The organism is Kitasatospora sp. NPDC004723 (assembly GCF_040609255.1).
Classification (GTDB): Bacteria; Actinomycetota; Actinomycetes; order Streptomycetales; family Streptomycetaceae; genus Kitasatospora.
Map to the genome: position 1 here is coordinate 363,352 of NZ_JBEXJT010000002.1, position 19,382 is coordinate 382,733.

Here is a 19,382-nt window from a genome sequence, read left to right on the forward strand (position 1 = left end):
ACAACACCTCCCGTGAACCCTCCCGTTGACGACGACCGGTGGATCCGCAGGTTCGACCCGCGCCCGGACGCCGGGGTCCGCCTGGTCTGCCTGCCGCACGCCGGCGGCTCCGCGAGCTTCTTCCTCCCGGTCGCCCGGGCGATGCCGCCGTCCGTGGACGTCCTGTGCGTCCAGTACCCCGGACGCCAGGACCGCCGCACCGAACCGCTGCTCGACACCGTCCCCGAGCTCGCCGACCAGGTCGCCGCCGCGCTCCTGCCGTGGACCGACCGGCCGCTGGCGTTCTTCGGCCACAGCCTGGGCGCCACCCTGGCGTTCGAGGTCGCCCGGCGCCTGGAACGGGAGAAGGGACTGGTCGCGGCGGCGCTCTTCGCCTCCGGCCGCCGCGCCCCCTCCACCCACCGCACCGAGACGGTGCACCTGCGCGACGACGACGGCCTGATCGCCGAGATGCGCGGCCTCAGCGGCACCGACGCCCGGCTGCTCGGCGACGAGGAGATCCTGCGCATGATCCTTCCCGCCACCCGCGCCGACTACCGGGCCGCCGAGACCTACGTCTACGAGCCCGGCGAGGCCCTGCGCTGCCCGCTGGTCGCCCTGGTCGGCGACGACGACCCCAAGGTCACCGTCGACGAGGCCGCCGCCTGGGCCGACCACACCGAGGACCGCTTCGACCTGCGGGTCTTCCCCGGCGGCCACTTCTACCTGGCCGACCACCAGGCCGCGGTGATCAAGGTGATGACCGACCGCCTGACCGCCCCCTGAGTGCCGGGCCCCACCACCTGACGGCCCGGAGCGGCACCGCCCGCTCCGGGCCGACCGGGGCCCGTCCCGCGCCGCCCGCTACAGGGTCCGGCGCACTCCCGCCTGCGTCTCCAGCCGCCGCAGCTGGCCGGGCAGCGCCGCGTGCATGGCCTCCTGCACCGGACCGCTGCGCCCGATCCACAGGACCTCCTTGCCCCGGAGCTCCTCCAGCAGCAGGGCGTGGGCGGCGTACATGGCGACCGCCGCGAGCAGCATGCCGAGCGCCCCGGCGGCCTGGCCCAGCCAGTGCACGCCCGTGACCCCGTGGAGGCCGGCGACGAAGTAGCGCGGCACGGCGATCATCAGGAGCACCCACAGCACCCGCTTCGGCCGTGCCACCGAGGCCATCAGCGCGGCGAAGACCGTGAACACCAGGTTCATCACCCCCAGCACCTGCGCCCCGCCGGGGGCGTTGGCCGCCATCACCAGGCCGTTGGACAGCCAGGCACCGGCGAAGCCCGCCATCAGCGTCGCCGCGATGACGTCCCGCGCGCCGAACGCGAGGATGCTGACCAGCAGTTGGAGCACGAAGGCGGCGAAGACGGTGAGCCCCACGGCCTGCCGGTACGCCCCGTCGATCAGGCCCAGCTGCAGGCTGCTGGTCACGGCCGAGGAGATGGCCACCGTGAAGAAGCCCAGCGGCATCGGGGAGGCGATGGGCCGCAGGGTGATCCGTGTCATCGCGTCCAGGTCGGGCGCGGCGCCGCCTGCCTCCGTCGCGCCCGTGCGCGCCGCCGCCGCGGCCACCTCCGGTTCCGGTCCCCGCACCGGGGTCTCCTCCGTCGCCACTGCCGCCATGGTCTCGCTCCCTGCTCTCGGTGGTACTCGGGTACCCGGGTACTCGGCCCACGAGGCTATGAGCGGATGCGGAGCCGCACTTGCCCCGATGCGTACGGTCACTGTCGCGCCCGCGCAGGGCAGCACGGCGGTCCGGCCCGCGGGGCGCTCGAACGCTCCGCGGGCCGGACCGGGGAAGAGGAGGAGCGGTCAGTCCTCCGTCTCGTCGTAGCGGCCGTGGCCGAGGCGGCGCAGGTCGAAGGACCACCGGCCGTCCCGCGCCCGACGGCGCCCCGCCGGCCCGCCGCCCGGTACCACCGGCCCGCTGGGCGGGGCCGTTCGGCCCGTGCGCGCGGGCCGTACGCAGGGCAGGGTGGGGGAGCGGCAGCCCGGTTCGCGGCGGCCTGGCGCGGGAACCATGGAGCCGCGCTCATCACGGGAGGTGGAGCATGTCCGCTGAGGGTACGGCGGTGATCGAGCTCAGATCGCTGACCAAGCGCTACGGCCGCAGCACCGGCGTCGACGGCCTGGACCTCGACATCGGCGCGGGCGAGGTGTTCGGCCTGCTCGGGCCCAACGGCGCGGGGAAGACCACCACGCTGCGCTGCCTGGTCGGGCTGCTGAAGCCGAGCGCCGGCGCGGTCCGGGTCCTGGGCCTGGACCCGGTGGCCGACCACCGCCGGGTGTCGCCGTCCATCGGCTACCTCCCGGGCGAGCTGCGGCTCTACCCCGAACTCACCGGCCGCCAGACGCTGGACCTGCTGGCGAACCTCCAGGGCGCGAGCGCGCCGCGGCAGGCCGAGCTCTGCGCCCGGCTGAAGCTGAGCCGGGCCGACCTGGACAAGACGGTGGGGGCGTACTCGCGGGGCATGAAGCAGAAGCTGGGCCTCGTCCAGGCGCTGCAGCACCGGCCGGCCCTCACCGTGCTCGACGAGCCCACCGAGGGGCTGGACCCGCTCGTCCAGGAGGTCTTCTTCGAACTCCTCGCCGAGGAGACGGCGGCCGGCCGCACGGTGCTGCTCTCCAGCCACGTCCTGCCCGAGGTGCAGCGGGCCTGCGGCCGGGTGGCGATCATCCGCGGCGGGCGGCTGGTCGCGGTCCAGTCGGTGGCCGCCCTGCGCAGGGCCCGGGCCCGGCGGATCCGGCTGGTGCTGACCGACGGGCGGGGCGAACGGCCGCTGGGCGCGGCCGAACGCTGGTCCCCGCGCTGGGACGGTTCGCGGGTGGAGCTCCTGGTGCCGCCGGACGACGTCGTGCGGGCGGTCCGCGAGCTGCTCGCGGCCCTGCCGGTCGGCGACCTCACCGTCGAGGAGGCCGGTCTGGACGAGGCCTTCCTCGACCTCTACCGCACCCGCGAGGAGCCGGAGGACCCGCCCGCGCCGCCCGGTCCGTCCGGACCACCTGCCGCGCCCGGCGCCGACGCCGGCACCGACCCGGAGCAGCGGTCATGAGCCGGGCCACCGTCAGCCGACGGCTTCCCCTGGTCTGGCTCGCCCTGCACCGCCGCCGCCGGATGCTGCTCTCGCTGGTGTTCGGCATGGTCGTCTTCGAGGCCCTGATCGTCGTCATCACCGGGACCGTGCCGCCCACCGACCTGTTCGGCGGCGGGAAGAACCCGCCGGACGCCTTCAAGGCGTTCAGCGGCTCCAACGGCGACGTCTCCATCGCCAGCTACGCCGGCCTGCTCGGCGCCGGGCTCACCCACCCGTTCTGGATCGCGCTCCAGCTGACCGCCATCGGAGCGCTGGGCGCGGCCGCCGTCGCCGCCGACGTCGAGTCCGGCACCATCGAGCTGCTGATGACCCGCCCGGTCTCCCGCCGCCGGCTGCTGGCCGAGCGCACCGCCGCGCTCGCCGCCGCCTCCGTCCTGCTGAACGCGGCGGCCACCGCCACGGTGGCGCTCGGGGTCGCGCTCTCGGCCGACCTGCGGGCCGCCGTCCCGATCGGCGGGGTGTTCGCCGCGGGACTGCTCGGGTGCGGCTTCACGCTCTGCCTGACCGGGCCGGTGCTGGCCGTCTCGGCGGTGAGCCGGCGCCGGGCGCACGTGATCGGGGCCGCCGTCGCGTTCGGCGCGGTCGGCTTCGCGCTCAACTTCGTGGCCCTCGCCTGGGAGCCGGCCGCGCCGCTGCGCTACCTCAGCCCCTTCCACTACTCCACGCCCGGCGACGCGCTGGCCCACGGCACCGTCCCCTGGTCCTCGCTCGCCGTCCTCTGCGGCGTGGGTGTCGCCGGGCTGGTCGCCGCGTTCGCCCTGCTGGACCGCCGCGACCTGGCGATCTGAGGGTTCGCCGCCGCCGCGGGGCGGGCGCCGCACCGGTCAGTGTCCGTCCTCCGGCGGTCCCGGGACGGTGATCACGGGGCAGCGGGCCCGCCGCAGCAGCCCGTGCGGGACGGAGCCCATCCGCATGCCGGTGAACCCGCCGTCGCCGCGCCGGCCGACCACGACGGCGAGCGCGTGCTCGGACACCCGCGCGAGTTCCTCCACGGGGTGGCCGTGCACCACCTCGTGGGTGAGGTCGACCTCGGGGTGCAGCGCGTGCGGTTCCTCGGTGGCGGCGATCAGCGCCCGCCGCAGCTCCCCCTCGGCGGTGAACGGATCGGTCCGGTCGAATGCGGCGCGCGGCCGGACCCGGACGGCGCGCAGCGCGGCCCCGCGCCGCGCGGCGAGGTCCAGCGCGAACCGCAGGGCGGTCATCGAGGCGGGGCTGCCGTCCACACCGGCCACCACGACGGGCGGCTCCTGGGTGGAGTGCTCCGGCCCGAGGACGACCACCACCGGACAGCGGGCCTGCGCGCTCACCGGGACGGTCACCGAGGCCAGGCTGAGCACCTCCGCGACCCGGCTCAGCCGCCGGGTGCCGAGCACCACCAGCGAGGCGCGCGCCGACTCCCGGCACAGCGCCGGCGCCGGGACGTCCTCCTCGACCACCGTGGTCACCGCCAGCCCGGGATGGCGCGCCCGGGCCTCGGCGGCCGCCCGGTCGAGCGCCTCGTCGGCGCGGGCGCGCAGCGCCTTGTGGTACGAGCCCTCGTCGGAGGGGCGGAACTCCCGGGCCGCCGACGGGACGGCGTGCACCAGCCGCAGCGGGAGCCTGCGGCGCTCGGCCTCGTCGGCGGCCCAGGCGGTGGCCATCGGCCCGGGCTCCGGGTCCACACCGAGGACGATCGGGCCGCTCGCGGGGCCGGGGGTCGTGGCTGTCATGGTTCCTCCACACGCTGTCGTCGCACGGTGCCGTCCCGGCCGGAAGGCCGGCGGACCGGCACCCGTTCACCCGACCGGGGGCGGGTCACAGGTAGCACCGCCGGTGCCTGGCGCTGCCGACGGCGCGGCCCGCGCGCAGGGCGAGCTGGGCCAGCAGGGCGGCGCGCCGGTCGGCGGGGCCGAGCAGGTCGACGGAGCGGCGCAGCAGGGCCCACCAGGCGCCGGCCGCGTCGCCCGGCCGCGAGCAGGGCATGCCGTGGGCGGCGAAGTCGCGGTAGAGCTTGGGGTGCGAGCGCCCGTAGCCGTAGGACTGGCGGACGATGGACCGGGTGTCGCCGCGGTGCCGGTAGTGCACGACGGCGTGCGGGGCGAAGGCCAGCCGGTACCCGGCCAGTTGGGCGCGCCAGAAGAATTCGGTGTCGTCACCGCCGCCCCGGTAGCTCTCGTCGAAGCCGCCCAGCCGGCTCCACAGCTCCTTGTGGAACCCGCAGTTGGCGCCCGCCGGGTAGGGCAGGAAGCCGAAGGTGTCGAGCAGCGCGGGGGACTTCTTCGGGGGCCGCGCGGCGAGGGCCACCGGCCCGTTGAGCAGCCGGCGTTCCAGCGCGCCGCCGACGGCCGGGCTGGAACGCAGGGCGTCGACCAGGCCCGCCACCCAGCCGGGGGCCGCCACGTCGTCCGCGTCGCAGAGCAGCACGAACTCGCCGTCGGCCCGCCGGCAGCCGAGGTTGCGGGCGCGGTTGACGCCGGGCTCCTCGGTGACGGCCACCCGTAGCCGCGGCATCCGCCGCTGCCAGCGCCGCAGCAGCGCGCGGGTGCCGTCGCCGGATCCGTTCTCGACGACGACCACCTCCCACGGGTCCGGATAGGTCTGCGCGCACAGCGCCTCGAGCTGCGCGGCCAGCGTCGTCTCGGCGTTGCGCGCGGGCATGACGACCGAGACCAGGCCGACCGGGCGGGGGACGCCGTTCATCGCGGGCTCCGCACGGCCGGCCCCGGCGCCCGGACGGCCCGGACCACCGCGGCGGTGTCGCGCAGGTCCGCCAGCACCACGTCCGCCCCTGCCTCCCGCAGCACCTCGGCGCTGCTCGCGCCGGAGGCGACGGCGATCACCCGTGCCCCGCCGCTGCGCCCCGTGTGCACGTCCCGAGGGGTGTCGCCGATCAGGACGGTGGCATGGGCGGCGAAGTCGGTTCCGTGGACGGCCGCCGCGCGCCGCCGGGCGACCGGGAGCAGCGCGGCCCGCTCGCGGGCGTCGTCGCCGTACGCGCCGACGGCGGGATCGACGAACCCCGCCAGTCCGAACAGCCCCAGTTTGAGCGCGGCGTTGTCCCGCAGGTTCCCGGTCAGCACGGACTGGGCCACCTCGGGCCGGGCGCCCAGGGCCCGCAGGGCCTCGGCGGCGCCGGGCAGGGCCCGTCCGACGGTCCGCAGCTCGGAGGCCCGCCGGCGCAGCTGGGCGGAGAGCTCGGCGCCGACCCGTTCCGGTGCGGGCGCGTCGACGCCGTGCCGGGCGAACAGCTCGTCCATGATGTCGAGTTCGGTCCGCCCGGCGATGTCGACGCGGTGCCGGGCCGGCCGGCCGGTGAGCCGTTCGAAGGCGAGCGGGTAGATCGACGCGACGACGTGGGCGCCGTCGATCAGCGTGCCGTCGATGTCCCACAGCAGCAGGATCCGCTTGCCCGTGGGCACCTCCCGCGCGCCCGTCCTCATACTCCGACCGCCCGTCGCCGAGGGGCGGGCCGGGCCGCGAACGGGCCGCGCTGCGTGGTGCAGGCCGCGCCGTGCCGGGCGGCGAGGTCGAGGGCGTCGGCCGGGGTCGCGCCGGTGGCGAGCGCGTAGGTGAGGACGGCCGCGAAGTTGTCCCCGACCCCGTAGGTGTCCACCAGGGGGCCCGGTGCGCGGGCGGGCCGGTAGCGCCGGGGCGGCTGGTCGTTGCGGGTGAAGACGCCGCCGCGCCGGCCCTCCGTGCTGACCACCAGGCCCGGCAGGCTGCGCAGCAGCGCCGGGTCGCAGCGCTCCGCCGGGTCGGCGCCGCTGCCGATCAGCGCGTCGACCCTGACACCGGACTCGCGTACGGTGCCGAACTCCCGCGCGGTCACCACGAGGACCGAGGCCCGGCGTGCCCGGCGCAGCAGGGCGGCGTCCCCGGCGGTGAAGAACACCGCGTCGTAGTGGGACAGTTGCCCCCAGTCGACGGGATCGGCCGCGGCCGGCTGCAGGCGTTCGCCGAGGGTGACGGTGGTGCGTTCCCCGGAGCGGTCGACCATGCTCACCGCCGTCCGGGTGGGTCCTGGCCTGGCGGCGGCCAGGACCCGTACGCCGCGCCGTTCGAGTTCGGCGCGCGACCGCCGCCCGGCGTGGTCGTCGCCGAGGGCGGTGAAGAAGGTGCAGGTGCCGGCCAGTTCGGCGAGCCGGACGGCCGCCACCGCGCCACCGCCGGCCGGGCCCTGCCAGAGCCGGTGGGCGTGGGTCACCTCGCCGGCGGCGGGGACCTCGTCGAGACCGGCGATCGTGGTCCATTCGACGTGCCCCACCACGGCGACCCGTGGTCCGCTGCCCGGGGGAGCCGCCGTTCCGGTCGGGGGAGCCGCCGTACCGGCGGAGCGGGTGTCCTCGTCCATCGTTCCTCGACTCTCGCGACGGCCCGTCGCCGGCGCCACTCCCAGCCGAACACCATCCGCCCGCCCCCGCACCGTTTTGTCCGCCGATCGTGGGTGCGTTGACGAACCATGAATGGCGGGAGCGGAGCGGCTCGGCGATGATGGACGCTCGGTGCCTCGGCTCCGTGCACCGACCCCTGGCCGCGCGGCCGTCCGCCGCCCGACGGAGGTGTCCGTGGATGAAGGACGTGGATGCGTTTCTCTTCGATTTCGACGGGACGCTGTGGGATCCGGAGTCCGAGATATTCCGCGCGCACGCGGAGGTTTTCCTGGAATTCGGCCACCGGCTCCCGGTCGAGGTGTGGTCGTCGCTCGTCGGCACCATCGGGTCCGAGCTGTGGACGCGGCTCGAACGGGCCACCGGATGCACGGCCGACCGCCGTGAGCTGCAGGAACGCGTCCACCGGCGGCAGCGCGAACTGCTCGGCGGGCTCTGCGGCAGGCCCGGCGTGCACCGGATCCTCGGGGCGGTCGACGCCCTGGGGATCTCCCGGGGGATCGTCAGCAACTCCACCCGGGAATGGGTCGCCAGATATGCGCGGCAGTGCGGTATGGCCGAGGGTTGGAGCACCGTGCAGTGCGCCGACGGGGACCGCGCCGGCGCGAAACCGGAGCCGGATCTCTATGTCGCGGCGCTGGCCGCGCTCGGAATTCCCGCCGAGCGGGCGGTGGCGTTCGAGGATTCCCCCAGCGGAGTGCGCGCCGCGAAAAGGGCCGGAATCCGGTGCGTCGCGATACCGAACGCGATGACCGCCGCGCTCGATCTCCACGAGGCGGATATGCGGTTCGAATCGTTCGAGCAGGTCGATCTGCCAGGAATTGTCGGAGCTACCGGAGGAAGACCGATGCGACAGACGAGGACCGCCGCACGCACCGCCGCACCCAAGGCTCCGTCCGGCGGGGAGGCCGGATCGGCGCTGCGGCACTACTACTACCGGCCCGACGACCTCCGGGTGGTCGGCGGCGAGGGCGTGTACCTCCGGGCCGACGACGGCCGGCGCTATCTCGACTGCTCCTCGGGGACGTTCAACCTGAGCCTGGGCTACGCCCACCCCGAGATCGTGGAGGTGGTCCGCGAACAGGCCGGCCGGCTGATCCACGTCACCTCCAAGTTCCAGACCGAGCCGCTGAACGCCCTGGTGGCGAAGCTGGCCGAGGTCTCGCCGCCCAACCTCACCCGGGTGCACCTGAAGTCGGCGAGCGGCTCCGACGCCAACGAGAGCGCCGTCAAGATCGCCCAGGTGCACACCGGCAAGTCCGACGTGGTCACGCTCTTCCGCGGTCACCTCGGCCAGACCCTCGGCATGATCGGTGCCTCCGGCGCCGCCTTCCGGCGCGCCCCCTTCCCCTCCCACCTGCCCGGCGTCGTGCACGTCCCCGACCCGCACTGCCTGCGCTGCTTCTACCGGCAGGAGCGGGCCACCTGCGGCCTGCTGTGCGTCGAGCGGATCAACGACTTCATCGACTACGCGAGCACCGGCCGGGTGGCCTGTGTGGTGCTGGAGCCGATCAGCGGCAACGGCGGCAACGTCGTCCCGCCGGACGGCTATCTGCAGGCGCTCAAGGACCTCTGCGAGGAGCGCGGCATCCTGCTGGTCTTCGACGAGATCCAGACCGGGTTCGGCCGCACCGGGCGGATGTTCGCCGCCGACCACTTCGGGGTCGCCCCGCACCTGATGACCTTCGGCAAGGGCCTCGGCGGCGCGGGGATGCCCATCGCCGGCATCCTGACCGAGGAGCGGCTGACCGGGGTGGAGGGACACCACATCAACTCGACCTTCGGCGGCAACGTGCTGGCCGCCGCGGCCGCCCTGAAGACCGTCGAGATCATCGGCCGCCCCGGCTTCCTGGAGAACGTGCGCGACGTCGGCGGCCACGTCCTGGAGCGGCTGCGCGACCTCGCCACCAGGGTGCCGTTCGTCCGGGAGGTCCGCGGCGTCGGGCTGATGATCGGCATCGACATCGTGGACCGCGACGGCCGCCCCGACCCCGGGCTCACCAACCACCTCGCCGAACGCGGCCTGGACCACGGACTGCTGCTGCGGACCTCGCTCTACGGGCACGGCAACGTGCTCAAGGTCCGCCCGGCACTGATCATGACCCGTCAGGAGGCGGACGAGATGTGCGATCTGCTGGAACGGCTCTTCCTGTCGGTCGTCTCATGAGGGGCCTCGTCCAGGAGCTGTCCGGGCGGATCCGGACGGCCGTGCGCGACGGGCTGCACGAGGTCGGCAGCCGCTACGTGGCGGGCACGGCGAAGGGCGGGGACGCCGAGTTCCCGGTCGACGTGCTCGCCGAACGGGCCGCCTGGGACTTCCTGCGCGAGCGCGGCGAGCCCGTGGCCGTCTACACCGAGAGCGAGGGGCTGCGCACCATCGGCCGGGCACCCGGGCACGTGCTGGTCATCGACCCCATCGACGGCACCCGCGGCGCCGCCGCCGACCTGGAGATGGCCTGCGTCTCCATCGCCGCGGCCCCCTTCACCGAGGCGCCCACCATCGGCGACATCCGGTACGCGATGCTCCAGGAGATCAAGACCGGCCACTGGCTGTACGCCGACGCCGACGGCACCGGCGTCGAGTCCGGCGGCTTCCCCGCGCCGGTGCCCCGGCTGTCCGCCGTCACCGAGCCCGAGCGGATGTTCTGGTCGCTGGAGTTCAACGGCCACCCGGCGGCGCTGATGACCGACGCCTACGGCCACCTGATCGACGCCTCGGCCAACACCGGCGGCGTGTACGTGTTCAACAGCGCCTCCTTCTCCATCTCCCGCATCATCACCGGCCAGATGGACGCCTACGTCGACATCGGCAACCGGCTGCTGCGCGACCGCCCCGCCACCGAGGCGGACTTCCGCCGGGTCGGCCGCGGGAGCATCCTGCACCTGTTCCCGTACGACATCGCCGCCTCGGTGTACCTGGCGGAACGCGCCGGGGTCACCATCACCGACGCCTACGGCAAACCGCTGCGGGACACCCTGCTGCTGGACATCGGCCCGCTGAACCAGCGTTCCTGCATCGCCGCCTGCACCCCCCAGCTGCACGCGGCGCTGATCGACTCGATCCGCTGGTAGCGGACACCGAGGAGGCGGCCGCGATGACCGACCACCGGCACGTCACCCGCCCCCGCCCGCCCGGCGGGTGGACCGACGAGGAGGCCCTGGCCGCCGTCGCCGACACCCTCGGCCTCACGGTCGGGCAGGAGATCCTGGACGGCGGCTCACCGGCCCGGGTCCACCGGGCCACCACCTCCGGCGGGGAGGAACTGGTGGTCAAGGTCCTGGTGCCCGCACCCGGCGCCGTGGACGGCCACGACCTGGTCTCCTTCCGCCAGAAGCTGCGCCAGATCGAACTGCTGCGCACCGTGGCCCCGCGGCTGGCCGCGCACTACCTGCCGGTCCCGCACGTCCTCGACGGCGACGGCTGGGCGGCCTGCACCACGCCGTTCTACGCCTCCGCGGACCTGGCGGCCCCCCTGCGGGAGTCGCCGCAGGGCACCCGGGAGTTCTTCCGCCGCTACCCGGCGCTGCTCCAGGCCCTGGTCCTGGACGGCTACGCCGCGCGCACCCACCCCGCCCCGGCCGCCCACCTCGCGGACGTCGTCGTGGGCCGGTTCCTGCGGCGGCTGCCGCTCCTGGCCCGCGCCCTGCCGGGGGAGCTGACGGCCGCTGAGCGGATCACCGTCAACGGCGTGCCGTGCCGGGCCCCGCACCTGGTGCTGGAACGGCTGAGCGGCCGGCTGGCGCGGCTGGCCCCCGCCCGTCTGATGGCCCCCGCCCACGGCGACGCCAACACCCGCAACGTCCTGCTGTCCACCCGCGCCGGCGCGGCGGCCGAGGACTTCCGCCTCATCGACCCGCGCGGCTCCGTCGAGCCCTGGGACCCGGTCTACGACCTGGCGAAGACACTCTTCAGCCTCACCGTCTGGGATCCCGCGCTGCGCACCGGCTTCTCGGTGCGCCGCGGGCCGGACCACCGCTACCAGGTGGGCTTCCGGCAGCCGGTGTACCCGGGCTACCGCGCGGCGATCCACGACTTCCTGCCCCGGCTGGCCGCCCACGAGGGCCTGCGCGCGCTGTTCCGCGACGACCCCGGCTGGTGGGAGCGGCTGCTGCTGACCCACGACCTGCACGTCCTGGCGGAGGCGCCGTGCCGCCTCTCCGACCGCAAGCCCAAGCCCGACCTGCGGGGCGGGAACTCCACCCCCGCCGAACTCGCGCTCGGCCACTACCTCCTGGGCACCCTGCTGATCAACGACCTCGCCGCCCGGCTCGGCCGCCCCGGCGGCGTGGACCCCACCGGCCACCTCGCCCTGGTGACCGACCACCTGCCCTGACGCGCGCGCCGGCCGGCCGCGGCCCCGCGGGAAGCGCGGGCACCGCGGCCGGCCGGTCCGCCCGGTCGGAGCCGGCTCAGCCGAACTGGCCGGGCCGGTAGTCCCCGGCGGGCTGCCGGTTGATCACGTTGATCCGGTTGTAGGCGTTGATCACGGCGATCAGCGAGATCAGCGCGGCCAGCTGGTCCTGGTCGTAGTGCTCGGCGGCCTTCGCCCAGACCTCGTCGGAGACGCCGCCGGCGGCGTCCGCGATCCGGGTGCCCTCCTCCGTCAGCTCCAGCGCGGCGCGCTCGGCCTCGGTGAAGACGGTGGCCTCCCGCCAGGTCGCCACCAGGTTCAGCCGCAGCGGGCTCTCGCCCGCGTGCGCGGCGTCCTTGGTGTGCATGTCGGTGCAGAAGCCGCAGCCGTTGATCTGGCTCGCGCGGATCTTCACCAGCTCCTGCGTCGCGTGCGGCAGCCCGGAGTCGGACAGCGCCCGGCCGGCCGAGTTGATGTGCCGCAGGACCTTGGCCCCGACGGCGTTGCCGAAGTAGTCGAGACGGGCATCCATGGTGTGCTCCTCGTCGTGGAACGGATTCACCTGTCCGACGGGACGGCCCCGCGAAGTGTGACAGGTCCCGGCCTGTGTCCCGCGTCACATCCGGGGGCGGGGGTCACCCGCCCTCGGTGAACGCCTCGCGCAGCCGGGCCTCCTCGTCCGCCGACAGGTCGGTCTCGATGAGCTCGGCGTGCAGCCCTTCGAGCGCGGCCCTGACCGGGTCGAGCACGGCGTCCGAGCTGAGGACGAACAGCGCGGAGCTGCCGGGCGTCACCTTGCTCCGCACCTGCCGGATGAAGCCCTCGTCGATGCCGACATGGGCGAGGTGGCCGCCCAGGGCGCCGCCGGCCGCGCCCATCGCGGCGCCGAGCACCGGGACAAAGAAGATCATCCCGAGCAGGAAGCCCCAGAAGGCCCCGCCCAGGGCGCCCATGCCGGTCATGTCGCCCAGGTGGCGGGTCCTGGGCTTGCGGGCGTCCCCCGGCCAGCTGACCACGGCTCCGTCCTGGAGCGTGATCAGCTCCTGGCGCTGCAGCCGCTTCAGCGTGTCGAGGGCTTCGTCGGCTCCCGCCGCGGTGGGGAAGCGCCATACCGTCAGGGTCGCCATCAGGGCCTCCGGCCGAAGGGGGGACGTGGGACAGCCCCATCGTCGGCCCGGACCCCGGGCGCCGCCACACACGGGCACCGGACGAGCGACCGGTGCCACCGGAAGGACGCCACCGGATTGCCGGGGGCACCCGGTGGCCGCAGCGTGGCAGGAAGCCCTCCCGCGGGCCGGGCGGCGCGGCGGCCCGCGGGAGGAGCGCCGGACGGAGGAGTGCCGGACCCGGGCGGGGGCGCCGGCGGACCGACCGCGGACCTTGAGGAGCAGCGATGGCGGAGCAGGCCGGTCCCTCGGGGCGCGAAGCGCCCGGCCCGTGGTACGCGCGGTCCCCGCAGGAGGTCGCCGACCGGCTCGGGGTCGACCCGGCGGTGGGGCTCACGGCCGCCCGGGCGGCCGAACTGCTCGCCGCCAACGGGCCGAACGCGCTCCCCGAGGAGAAGCCGAGGCCCGGCTGGCTGCGCTTCCTGGACCAGTACCGCAGCTACATGCAGATCATCCTGGTGGCGTCGGCGGTGGTCTCGCTGGCGATCGGGGAGTGGACCACCGCCGTCCTGCTCCTGGTGCTGACGCTGTTCAACGCGGTGGTGGGCCTGCGCCAGGAGGGCAAGGCGGAGAGCGCGATGAACGCGCTGAAGTCGATGATGGAGGCGACCGCCCGGGTCCGGCGAGACGGTACCGAGACCGAGATCCCGGCGGAGCGGCTGGTCGTCGGCGACGTCGTGCTCGTCTCGGCCGGCGACGAGGTCCCGGCGGACGGGCGGATCGTCGCCGCCAGCGCCCTGCAGATCGACGAGTCGGCGCTGACCGGCGAGAGCGTCCCGGCGGTGAAGGACGCGGGCACGCTCACCGCCGGGCGGCTGGGGCCCGGCGACCAGACCAACATGGCGTTCATGAACACCCCGGTCACGCACGGCAGCGGACTGCTCGTCGTCACCGCGACGGGATCCGGCACCGAGCTGGGGAAGATCTCCGGGATGCTCTCGGCCACCGAGAAGGAGCAGTCGCCGCTCACCCGGGAGCTCAACACCCTGACGCTGTGGATCGCGGCGGCGGCCGGCCTGACCATGGTCGTGATGTTCGCCCTCGGCCGCAGCCGCGACCAGCCCTGGGACGCCCTGTTCGTCAGCGCGGTCTCGCTGGCCGTCGCCGCCATCCCGGAGGCGCTGCCGACGGTCAGCCAGGTGATCCTCTCGGTCGGCAGCCTCAACCTGGCCAGGCGCCACGCGATCGTCAAGGAGCTGCCGTCCGTCGAGACCCTGGGCTTCACCTCGGCCATCAACTCCGACAAGACCGGCACCCTGACGATGAACCAGATGACCGTCGTCGAGGTCCTCAGCCCCACCGACCGCTACACCGTCTCCGGCACCGGCTACCGCCTCGACGGCAAGGTCCACCACGCGGTGGGCACCTCGGCGGGCATCGAGGACGCCGTCCTGCCCTACCTGATCGCCAACGACGCCAAGCTGGTGGAGGGCCAGGTCGTCGGAGACCCGACCGAGGGGGCCCTGCTCGTCCTCGGCCACAAGGCCGGGCTGGACATCGAGGCCACCCGGGAGCGCTTCCCCCGGCTCGCCACGCTGCCGTTCGACCCGGGCTACAAGCTGATGGCCACCTTCAACGCGGCGAAGGACGCGGCCGGCCGGCCGGTGGTGCGGTGCTTCGTGAAGGGCGCGGCCCCGGCCGTGACGGCCCGCGCCACCACCGCGCTCGCGGCCGGGGCGGGCGTCCCCTGGGACGGGGACCTGGAGGCCCGCGCCCGGGCGCAGACCGAGCGGATGGGCGGTGAGGGCCTGCGGGTGATGGCCGGGGCCGTGCGCGACCTGGACCCGGCCGGTTTCGACCCGGACGGCGACCTGCTGGCGCTCGTCACCGACCTGCGGATGACCAGCCTGGTCGGCATGGTCGACCCGCCGCGCGAGGAGTCCAGGGCCGCGGTCGCCAGCGCGCAGGCCGCGCACATCCGGGTCCGCATGGTGACGGGCGACGACGTCACCACCGGCGCGGCCATCGCCCGCCAACTCGGCATCGACGGCGAGGCGATGCTCGGCGCGGACTTCGCGGCCCTGCCCGAGGGCGAACGGCTGGCGCGGATCGACGCCATCGGCGTGGTCGGCCGGGTCGCGCCGGAGCACAAGGTCCTGCTCGCCGACACGCTCAAGCGCAAGGGCGACGTCGTCGCGATGACCGGCGACGGGGTGAACGACGCCCCGGCCATCAAGGCCGCCGACATCGGCATCGCCATGGGCAGCGGCACCGACGTCGCGAAGAACGCGAGCCGCATGGTGCTCGCCGACGACAACTTCGCCACCATCGTGCACGCCGTGGCGGAGGGCCGGAAGCTCTACGACAACCTCACCAAGTACATCCGCTTCGTGCTGGTGCTCCTGGTGACCTTCGTGCTGACCTTCCTCGGCGCCACGGTGTTCAACCTCGCGGCGGGGGAGCCGTTCACCCCGGCGCAGGTGCTGTGGATCCACTTCGTGGTCAACGCCCCGTTCGGCTTCGCCCTGGGCTTCGACCGGGAGAGCCCCGGCCTGATGCGGCGCGTCCCGCGTCCGCGCGGCGAGTCGGTGCTGACCGGGCCCGTCGTGCTCACCGTGGGGCTCGCCGGGCTGGCGATCTCGATCGCCCTGCTCGGGCTGATCAAGCTGGGCGAGTCGCACTACGACAGCCTGCCGGTCGGCAACTCGATCGCGTTCACCGCCTTCGCGCTCTGCCTGATCGTGGCCGCCTACGAGTGCCGCAGTGAGCGCGGATCGGTGCTGGCCGTCAGTACCTTCGACAGCCGGCAGATGAACATCGCGGCCCTGGCGGAGTTCGTCCTGGCCGTGCTGGTCACCCAGATGGACGCGTTCCACCGCATCCTCGGGACCACCGACCTCGACGCCCGGCAGTTCGGCTGGGCGCTGCTGGCCGCCGTCGCGCTGCTCCTGCTGTGGGAGCTGGGCAAGCTGCCGGCCCGTGCGGCCCGTGCCCGTCCGGCGGGCCCTGCCGCGTGACGCGGGGTCAGCGCGGCGGGGGTCAGGAGGCGGTGACGTCCGTCGAGGCGCGGACGACGAGCTGGGGCTGGAAGCGCTCCACCCGCTCGGTCCGTTCGCGGCTGGGAGCCTGAAGCAGCGTCAGCGCGCGCTCGGCCATGGCGGACAGCGGGTGGCGGATGGACGTGATGGGCGGGTCGAAGAGTTCGAGTATCTCGGTGTCGTCGAAGCCGGTGACGGCGATCTTCCCGGGCACCGCGACCGAGCAGCGGTGCAGCGTGCTCACCAGGCCGACGGCGAGCACGTCCGCGCCGCAGACCACCGCGTCGATCCGGTCGCGCTGCTCGACGATCCGCCGCCCCGCCGTCCGCCCGGCGTCGGTGGTGAAGTTGGGCAGCAGGACGGTGGTGGCGCCGTCGCCCTGCAGCTCGGTGAAGGCCGCGAGCCGCTCGGCGCCGGAGGAGGAGGCCTGCCCCGCGGCGACCAGCGCGATCCGGTGACGGCCCGTCCGTTCCAGGTGGTCGACGAGCAGTCGGACGGCGGCCGCGTTGTCGAGGGTGACGGCGACGGTGCCGGAGCCGGTGGCCCACCGGTCGAACAGCACCACCGGGCGGCGGGCGGCGGCCTTGCGGATCGCGGGTCCGGACTCGGTGGCCGACACCGGGACGACGAACAGGCCGTCGACCCGGCCGGCGAGCAGGGTGTCGATTTGCTCGGCCTCGATCGCGGGGTCGTTCGCCGCGTCGGAGACCATCAGCGTGCCGCCGGCGGCACGGACGTGCTGGGCGATGGCGTCGGCGAGCTGGACGAAGTACGGGTTGGCGAGCGTGGGGACGACGACGCCGACGGTGCCGGTGGTACCGGTGCGCAGGGCCCGCGCGGAGTGGTTGGCCTGGTAGCCGAGCCGGTGGGCGGCCTCCTCGACGCGGCGGGCGAGCTCGGGGTCGACGTTGCGCGGCGTGCCGGCGAGGACCCGTGATGCCGTCGCGCGGGAGACGCCGGCGGCCTCGGCCACGTCGAGGAGTCGGGGCGCAGTCACGTGGAGTGTCCTTCGGGGTGGGGGGATGGTGGGGGCCACGACATCGGGGCGGTCTTTTCACGAGGAGGCTACTTGACGGCCGGGGGGTGCTGGTACAGCATGTCGGAAATCGATCTCCCAAAGGAGCGCCAATGCCGTCCATCACCGTCGTCGGTTCGGTGAACCGCGACCTCGTGCTGAGCGTCGAGGGCCTGCCGCACCCCGGCGAGACCGTGCTCGCACGGCACTTCGCCGAGGGCGCCGGCGGCAAGGGCGCCAACCAGGCGGTCGCCGCCGCCCGGCTCGGATCGCGGGTGCGGCTGGTGGCCCGGGTCGGTGCCGACGCGGCCGCCATCCTGGCGGCGCTCGCCGCCGAGGGCATCGACGTCACCGCGGTGCGCTCCGACGAGAAGCACCCGACCGGGCTCGCCGCGGTGGTCGTCGACGGCGCGGGCGAGAACACCATCGTCGTGAACCCCGGCGCCAACGCCGCGCTCGGCGTCGAGGACCTGCCCGCGCGGCTGGTCCGCTCGCCGGGCGAGGTCGTCCTGGTGCAGAACGAGATCGTCCCCGAGGTGGTCGACCTGGCGGTCCTGCGCGCCCGTGAGCAGGGCGGGACCGTCGTGTTCAACCCCGCGCCGGCCCGCCCGGTCGACCCCGGGGTGCTCGCGGCGGTCGACGTCCTGGTGCCCAACCTCGGTGAACTCGCCTCCCTGCTCGGGACCGCCCGGCCCGCCGGCCTGTCCGAGGCGCGGGAACTGCTGGAGCACGCCGCGCTCCCGGCCCGGGCCGTCGTGGTGACGCTCGGGGCGGACGGCGCCCTGCTCAGGGAGGCCCGCGGCGCCGGCGTCACCCACGTGCCCGCGCCGCGTGTGCACGCGGTCGACACGGTGGGCGCCGGCGACACCTTCTGCGGCGCCCTCGCCGACTCCCTCGGCCGCGGCGCCACCCTGCCGGCCGCCGTCCGGCGCGCCGTGCGCGCCGCCTCGCACGCCGTCACCGGCCTCGGGGCGCAGTCCTCCATGCCCTACGCGGCCCAGCTCGACGCCCCCGCCCTCCCTTCCGCTTCCTGACAACTCCCCCCACGGGTCCCTCACCAGCACTACGGAGAACCACCCCATGAAGAACCTCAAGATCGGCCTGTTCGAGAACGCCCAGACCAACGCGAGCGGCACCGCCACCTGGCGCCACCCCGACAGCCGGCGGCACCTCTTCGACACCCTCGGCTACTGGCGCGAGCTCGCCACCCTCTGTGAGGACGCCAAGCTGGACTTCCTGTTCCTGGCCGACGCCTGGGGCTGGTCGGAGATCGACGGCACCCGCCCGCCGATCGCCACCGAGGAGACCCTCGACCTGCCGCGGCTCGACCCGGTGGTGGTGGCCTCCGCACTGCTGTCGACGACCACCAACCTCGGCCTGGTGATGACCGGCTCCGTCCTCGTCGAGCCGCCGTACGCCTTCGCCCGCCGGATGGCGACCCTGGACCAGCTCTCCGGCGGCCGGATCGGCTGGAACGTGGTGACCACGGGGACCGCCGACACCGCCGTCAAGGCCTTCGGCATGGAGATGGTGGCGCACGACGACCGCTACCGGATGGCCGAGGACTTCCTCGACCTCGTCTACAAGTACTGGGAGGGCGCCTGGGAGCCGGACGCGCTGGAGAAGGACAAGGAGGGCCGCTTCGCCGACCCCGCCAAGGTCCACCTGATCAGTCACGAGGGACCCTTCTTCCGCTCGCAGGGCTACGGCAACACCGCGCGCTCCCCGCAGGGCACCCCGGTCCTCTTCCAGGCCGGCGCCTCGCCCGCCGGCCGCCGGGTCGGCGGTCGGCACGGTGAGTGCATGTTCGTCGGCAGCGGCTCCGTCGAGCAGCTCGCCGGGCACACCGCCTCCATCCGCGAGGAGGCGGTCAAGGCCGGCCGCCGGGCCGACCAGGTGAAGGTGATGTCGGCGTTCTCCTGCGTCGTCGGCGCCAGCACCTCCGACGCCGAGCGCCGCTACCAGCGGATCCTGGACGCCCAGCGGCCCGAGGTCACCGTCGCCAGCTACGCCATGTTCACTGGGCTCGACCTCTCCTCCTACGCGCCCGACACGCCCATGACCGAGCTGTCCACCGAGATGTCGCAGACCCAGGTGGCCCGCTTCGCCGGCAAGACGGTCGGCGACGTCCTCGCCGACTGGCACACCCACGGCGTCGGCGCCCGCCCGGTCGTCGGCACGGCCGAGGAGATCGCCGACGAGATCTGCGCGCTCGCCGAGGGCGCCGACCTCGACGGGTTCCTGCTCTCCCCGGCCGTCCAGCCGGCCTCGACGGTCGAGTTCGTCGAGTCGGTGCTGCCGATCCTGCGCAAGCGCGGCGTCTTCCGCGGCGAGTACACGGCGGGCGAGAGCCTGCGCGAGCGGCTCACCGGCGCGGACGACCGGGCGCTGCCGGCCAGCCACCCGGCCGCCCGCTACCGGCACTGAGAA

At 74.6% G+C, this 19,382-nt stretch carries 17 protein-coding genes; 9 read left to right on the forward strand and 8 right to left on the reverse strand.

The window, feature by feature from the left end; translation table 11 throughout:
• Positions 1–12: 12 nt before the first annotated feature.
• Positions 13–765, forward strand: coding sequence for an alpha/beta fold hydrolase (locus ABZW10_RS04350; RefSeq protein WP_355359664.1), 753 nt, complete (start codon positions 13–15; stop codon positions 763–765).
• Between the two features lie 78 nt (positions 766–843).
• Here ABZW10_RS04350 and ABZW10_RS04355 read toward each other — a convergent pair whose 3' ends face one another.
• On the reverse strand, positions 844–1,602 hold the full coding sequence (locus ABZW10_RS04355) for a GPR1/FUN34/YaaH family transporter (protein WP_355359667.1): 759 nt from the start codon (positions 1,600–1,602) through the stop codon (positions 844–846).
• Between the two features lie 428 nt (positions 1,603–2,030).
• Here ABZW10_RS04355 and ABZW10_RS04360 point away from each other — a divergent pair, with 428 nt between their 5' ends.
• Together ABZW10_RS04360 and ABZW10_RS04365 are read left to right on the forward strand one after the other, a co-directional pair.
• The gene (locus ABZW10_RS04360; protein ID WP_355359670.1) at positions 2,031–3,032 is read left to right on the forward strand and encodes an ABC transporter ATP-binding protein; all 1,002 of its coding nucleotides are present in this window, start codon (positions 2,031–2,033) and stop codon (positions 3,030–3,032) included.
• The gene (locus tag ABZW10_RS04365; protein WP_355359673.1) at positions 3,029–3,862 is read left to right on the forward strand and encodes an ABC transporter permease subunit; all 834 of its coding nucleotides are present in this window, start codon (positions 3,029–3,031) and stop codon (positions 3,860–3,862) included. The genes ABZW10_RS04360 and ABZW10_RS04365 overlap by 4 nt, the downstream gene beginning before the upstream one ends.
• Before the next feature lie 36 nt (positions 3,863–3,898).
• On the opposite strand, the gene ABZW10_RS04370 is transcribed toward ABZW10_RS04365, so the two are convergent.
• The 4 genes from ABZW10_RS04370 to ABZW10_RS04385 all read right to left on the reverse strand — a co-directional run bounded on the left by ABZW10_RS04370 (position 3,899) and on the right by ABZW10_RS04385 (position 7,404).
• Positions 3,899–4,783 carry a universal stress protein gene (locus ABZW10_RS04370; RefSeq protein WP_355359676.1) on the reverse strand — a complete coding sequence of 295 codons (885 nt, stop codon included), beginning with the start codon at positions 4,781–4,783 and terminating at the stop codon, positions 3,899–3,901.
• Between the two features lie 85 nt (positions 4,784–4,868).
• Entirely contained in the window at positions 4,869–5,753 is an 885-nt protein-coding gene (locus ABZW10_RS04375; protein WP_355359679.1) for a glycosyltransferase, read from the reverse strand.
• On the reverse strand, positions 5,750–6,472 hold the full coding sequence (locus ABZW10_RS04380) for an HAD family hydrolase (RefSeq protein WP_355359682.1): 723 nt from the start codon (positions 6,470–6,472) through the stop codon (positions 5,750–5,752). The genes ABZW10_RS04375 and ABZW10_RS04380 overlap by 4 nt, the downstream gene beginning before the upstream one ends.
• A gap of 17 nt (positions 6,473–6,489) precedes the next feature.
• The gene (locus tag ABZW10_RS04385; protein WP_355359685.1) at positions 6,490–7,404 is read right to left on the reverse strand and encodes a PfkB family carbohydrate kinase; all 915 of its coding nucleotides are present in this window, start codon (positions 7,402–7,404) and stop codon (positions 6,490–6,492) included.
• 218 nt (positions 7,405–7,622) lie between these two features.
• Here ABZW10_RS04385 and ABZW10_RS04390 point away from each other — a divergent pair, with 218 nt between their 5' ends.
• Genes ABZW10_RS04390 through ABZW10_RS04400 form a run of 3 tightly spaced genes read left to right on the forward strand, consistent with a single transcriptional unit; the run spans position 7,623 to position 11,775 of the window.
• Positions 7,623–9,608, forward strand: coding sequence for an aminotransferase class III-fold pyridoxal phosphate-dependent enzyme (locus ABZW10_RS04390; protein ID WP_355359687.1), 1,986 nt, complete (start codon positions 7,623–7,625; stop codon positions 9,606–9,608).
• Positions 9,605–10,513, forward strand: a complete 909-nt coding sequence (locus ABZW10_RS04395) for an inositol monophosphatase family protein (RefSeq protein ID WP_355359690.1) — start codon at positions 9,605–9,607, stop codon at positions 10,511–10,513. Before ABZW10_RS04390 ends, ABZW10_RS04395 begins: the two co-directional genes overlap by 4 nt.
• Before the next feature lie 23 nt (positions 10,514–10,536).
• The gene (locus ABZW10_RS04400) at positions 10,537–11,775 is read left to right on the forward strand and encodes a hypothetical protein (protein ID WP_355359693.1); all 1,239 of its coding nucleotides are present in this window, start codon (positions 10,537–10,539) and stop codon (positions 11,773–11,775) included.
• Positions 11,776–11,851: 76 nt separating this feature from the next.
• Here ABZW10_RS04400 and ABZW10_RS04405 read toward each other — a convergent pair whose 3' ends face one another.
• Positions 11,852–12,325 carry a carboxymuconolactone decarboxylase family protein gene (locus tag ABZW10_RS04405; RefSeq protein ID WP_355359696.1) on the reverse strand — a complete coding sequence of 158 codons (474 nt, stop codon included), beginning with the start codon at positions 12,323–12,325 and terminating at the stop codon, positions 11,852–11,854.
• Between the two features lie 103 nt (positions 12,326–12,428).
• Positions 12,429–12,920 (reverse strand): DUF1269 domain-containing protein, encoded by a 492-nt coding sequence (locus ABZW10_RS04410; RefSeq protein WP_355359699.1) that lies wholly within the window; start codon positions 12,918–12,920, stop codon positions 12,429–12,431.
• A 266-nt stretch (positions 12,921–13,186) separates the two neighbouring features.
• Here ABZW10_RS04410 and ABZW10_RS04415 point away from each other — a divergent pair, with 266 nt between their 5' ends.
• Positions 13,187–15,916: an HAD-IC family P-type ATPase gene (locus tag ABZW10_RS04415; protein ID WP_355359702.1), complete on the forward strand. Its 2,730-nt coding sequence runs from the start codon at positions 13,187–13,189 to the stop codon at positions 15,914–15,916.
• 22 nt (positions 15,917–15,938) lie between these two features.
• Here ABZW10_RS04415 and ABZW10_RS04420 read toward each other — a convergent pair whose 3' ends face one another.
• Positions 15,939–16,934: a LacI family DNA-binding transcriptional regulator gene (locus ABZW10_RS04420; RefSeq protein ID WP_355359705.1), complete on the reverse strand. Its 996-nt coding sequence runs from the start codon at positions 16,932–16,934 to the stop codon at positions 15,939–15,941.
• Between the two features lie 131 nt (positions 16,935–17,065).
• On the opposite strand from ABZW10_RS04420, the gene ABZW10_RS04425 reads away from it, so the two are divergent.
• Entirely contained in the window at positions 17,066–17,986 is a 921-nt protein-coding gene (locus tag ABZW10_RS04425; RefSeq protein WP_355359708.1) for a ribokinase, read from the forward strand.
• A gap of 46 nt (positions 17,987–18,032) precedes the next feature.
• Positions 18,033–19,379, forward strand: a complete 1,347-nt coding sequence (locus ABZW10_RS04430; RefSeq protein ID WP_355359711.1) for an NtaA/DmoA family FMN-dependent monooxygenase — start codon at positions 18,033–18,035, stop codon at positions 19,377–19,379.
• The last annotated feature ends 3 nt before the right edge of the window (positions 19,380–19,382 follow it).

Excerpts from the sequence above, each read along its gene's own strand:
- ABZW10_RS04400 (WP_355359693.1), top strand. The coding sequence starts at position 10,537 with ATGACCGACCACCGGCACGTCACCCGCCCCCGCCCGCCCGGCGGGTGG.
- ABZW10_RS04430 (WP_355359711.1), top strand. The coding sequence starts at position 18,033 with ATGAAGAACCTCAAGATCGGCCTGTTCGAGAACGCCCAGACCAACGCG.
- ABZW10_RS04355 (WP_355359667.1), bottom strand. The coding sequence starts at position 1,602 with ATGGCGGCAGTGGCGACGGAGGAGACCCCGGTGCGGGGACCGGAACCG.
- ABZW10_RS04385 (WP_355359685.1), bottom strand. The coding sequence starts at position 7,404 with ATGGACGAGGACACCCGCTCCGCCGGTACGGCGGCTCCCCCGACCGGA.
- ABZW10_RS04425 (WP_355359708.1), top strand. The coding sequence starts at position 17,066 with ATGCCGTCCATCACCGTCGTCGGTTCGGTGAACCGCGACCTCGTGCTG.
- ABZW10_RS04415 (WP_355359702.1), top strand. The coding sequence starts at position 13,187 with ATGGCGGAGCAGGCCGGTCCCTCGGGGCGCGAAGCGCCCGGCCCGTGG.
- ABZW10_RS04405 (WP_355359696.1), bottom strand. The coding sequence starts at position 12,325 with ATGGATGCCCGTCTCGACTACTTCGGCAACGCCGTCGGGGCCAAGGTC.
- ABZW10_RS04375 (WP_355359679.1), bottom strand. The coding sequence starts at position 5,753 with ATGAACGGCGTCCCCCGCCCGGTCGGCCTGGTCTCGGTCGTCATGCCC.
- ABZW10_RS04410 (WP_355359699.1), bottom strand. The coding sequence starts at position 12,920 with ATGGCGACCCTGACGGTATGGCGCTTCCCCACCGCGGCGGGAGCCGAC.
- ABZW10_RS04360 (WP_355359670.1), top strand. The coding sequence starts at position 2,031 with ATGTCCGCTGAGGGTACGGCGGTGATCGAGCTCAGATCGCTGACCAAG.
- ABZW10_RS04395 (WP_355359690.1), top strand. The coding sequence starts at position 9,605 with ATGAGGGGCCTCGTCCAGGAGCTGTCCGGGCGGATCCGGACGGCCGTG.
- ABZW10_RS04370 (WP_355359676.1), bottom strand. The coding sequence starts at position 4,783 with ATGACAGCCACGACCCCCGGCCCCGCGAGCGGCCCGATCGTCCTCGGT.
- ABZW10_RS04365 (WP_355359673.1), top strand. The coding sequence starts at position 3,029 with ATGAGCCGGGCCACCGTCAGCCGACGGCTTCCCCTGGTCTGGCTCGCC.
- ABZW10_RS04390 (WP_355359687.1), top strand. The coding sequence starts at position 7,623 with ATGAAGGACGTGGATGCGTTTCTCTTCGATTTCGACGGGACGCTGTGG.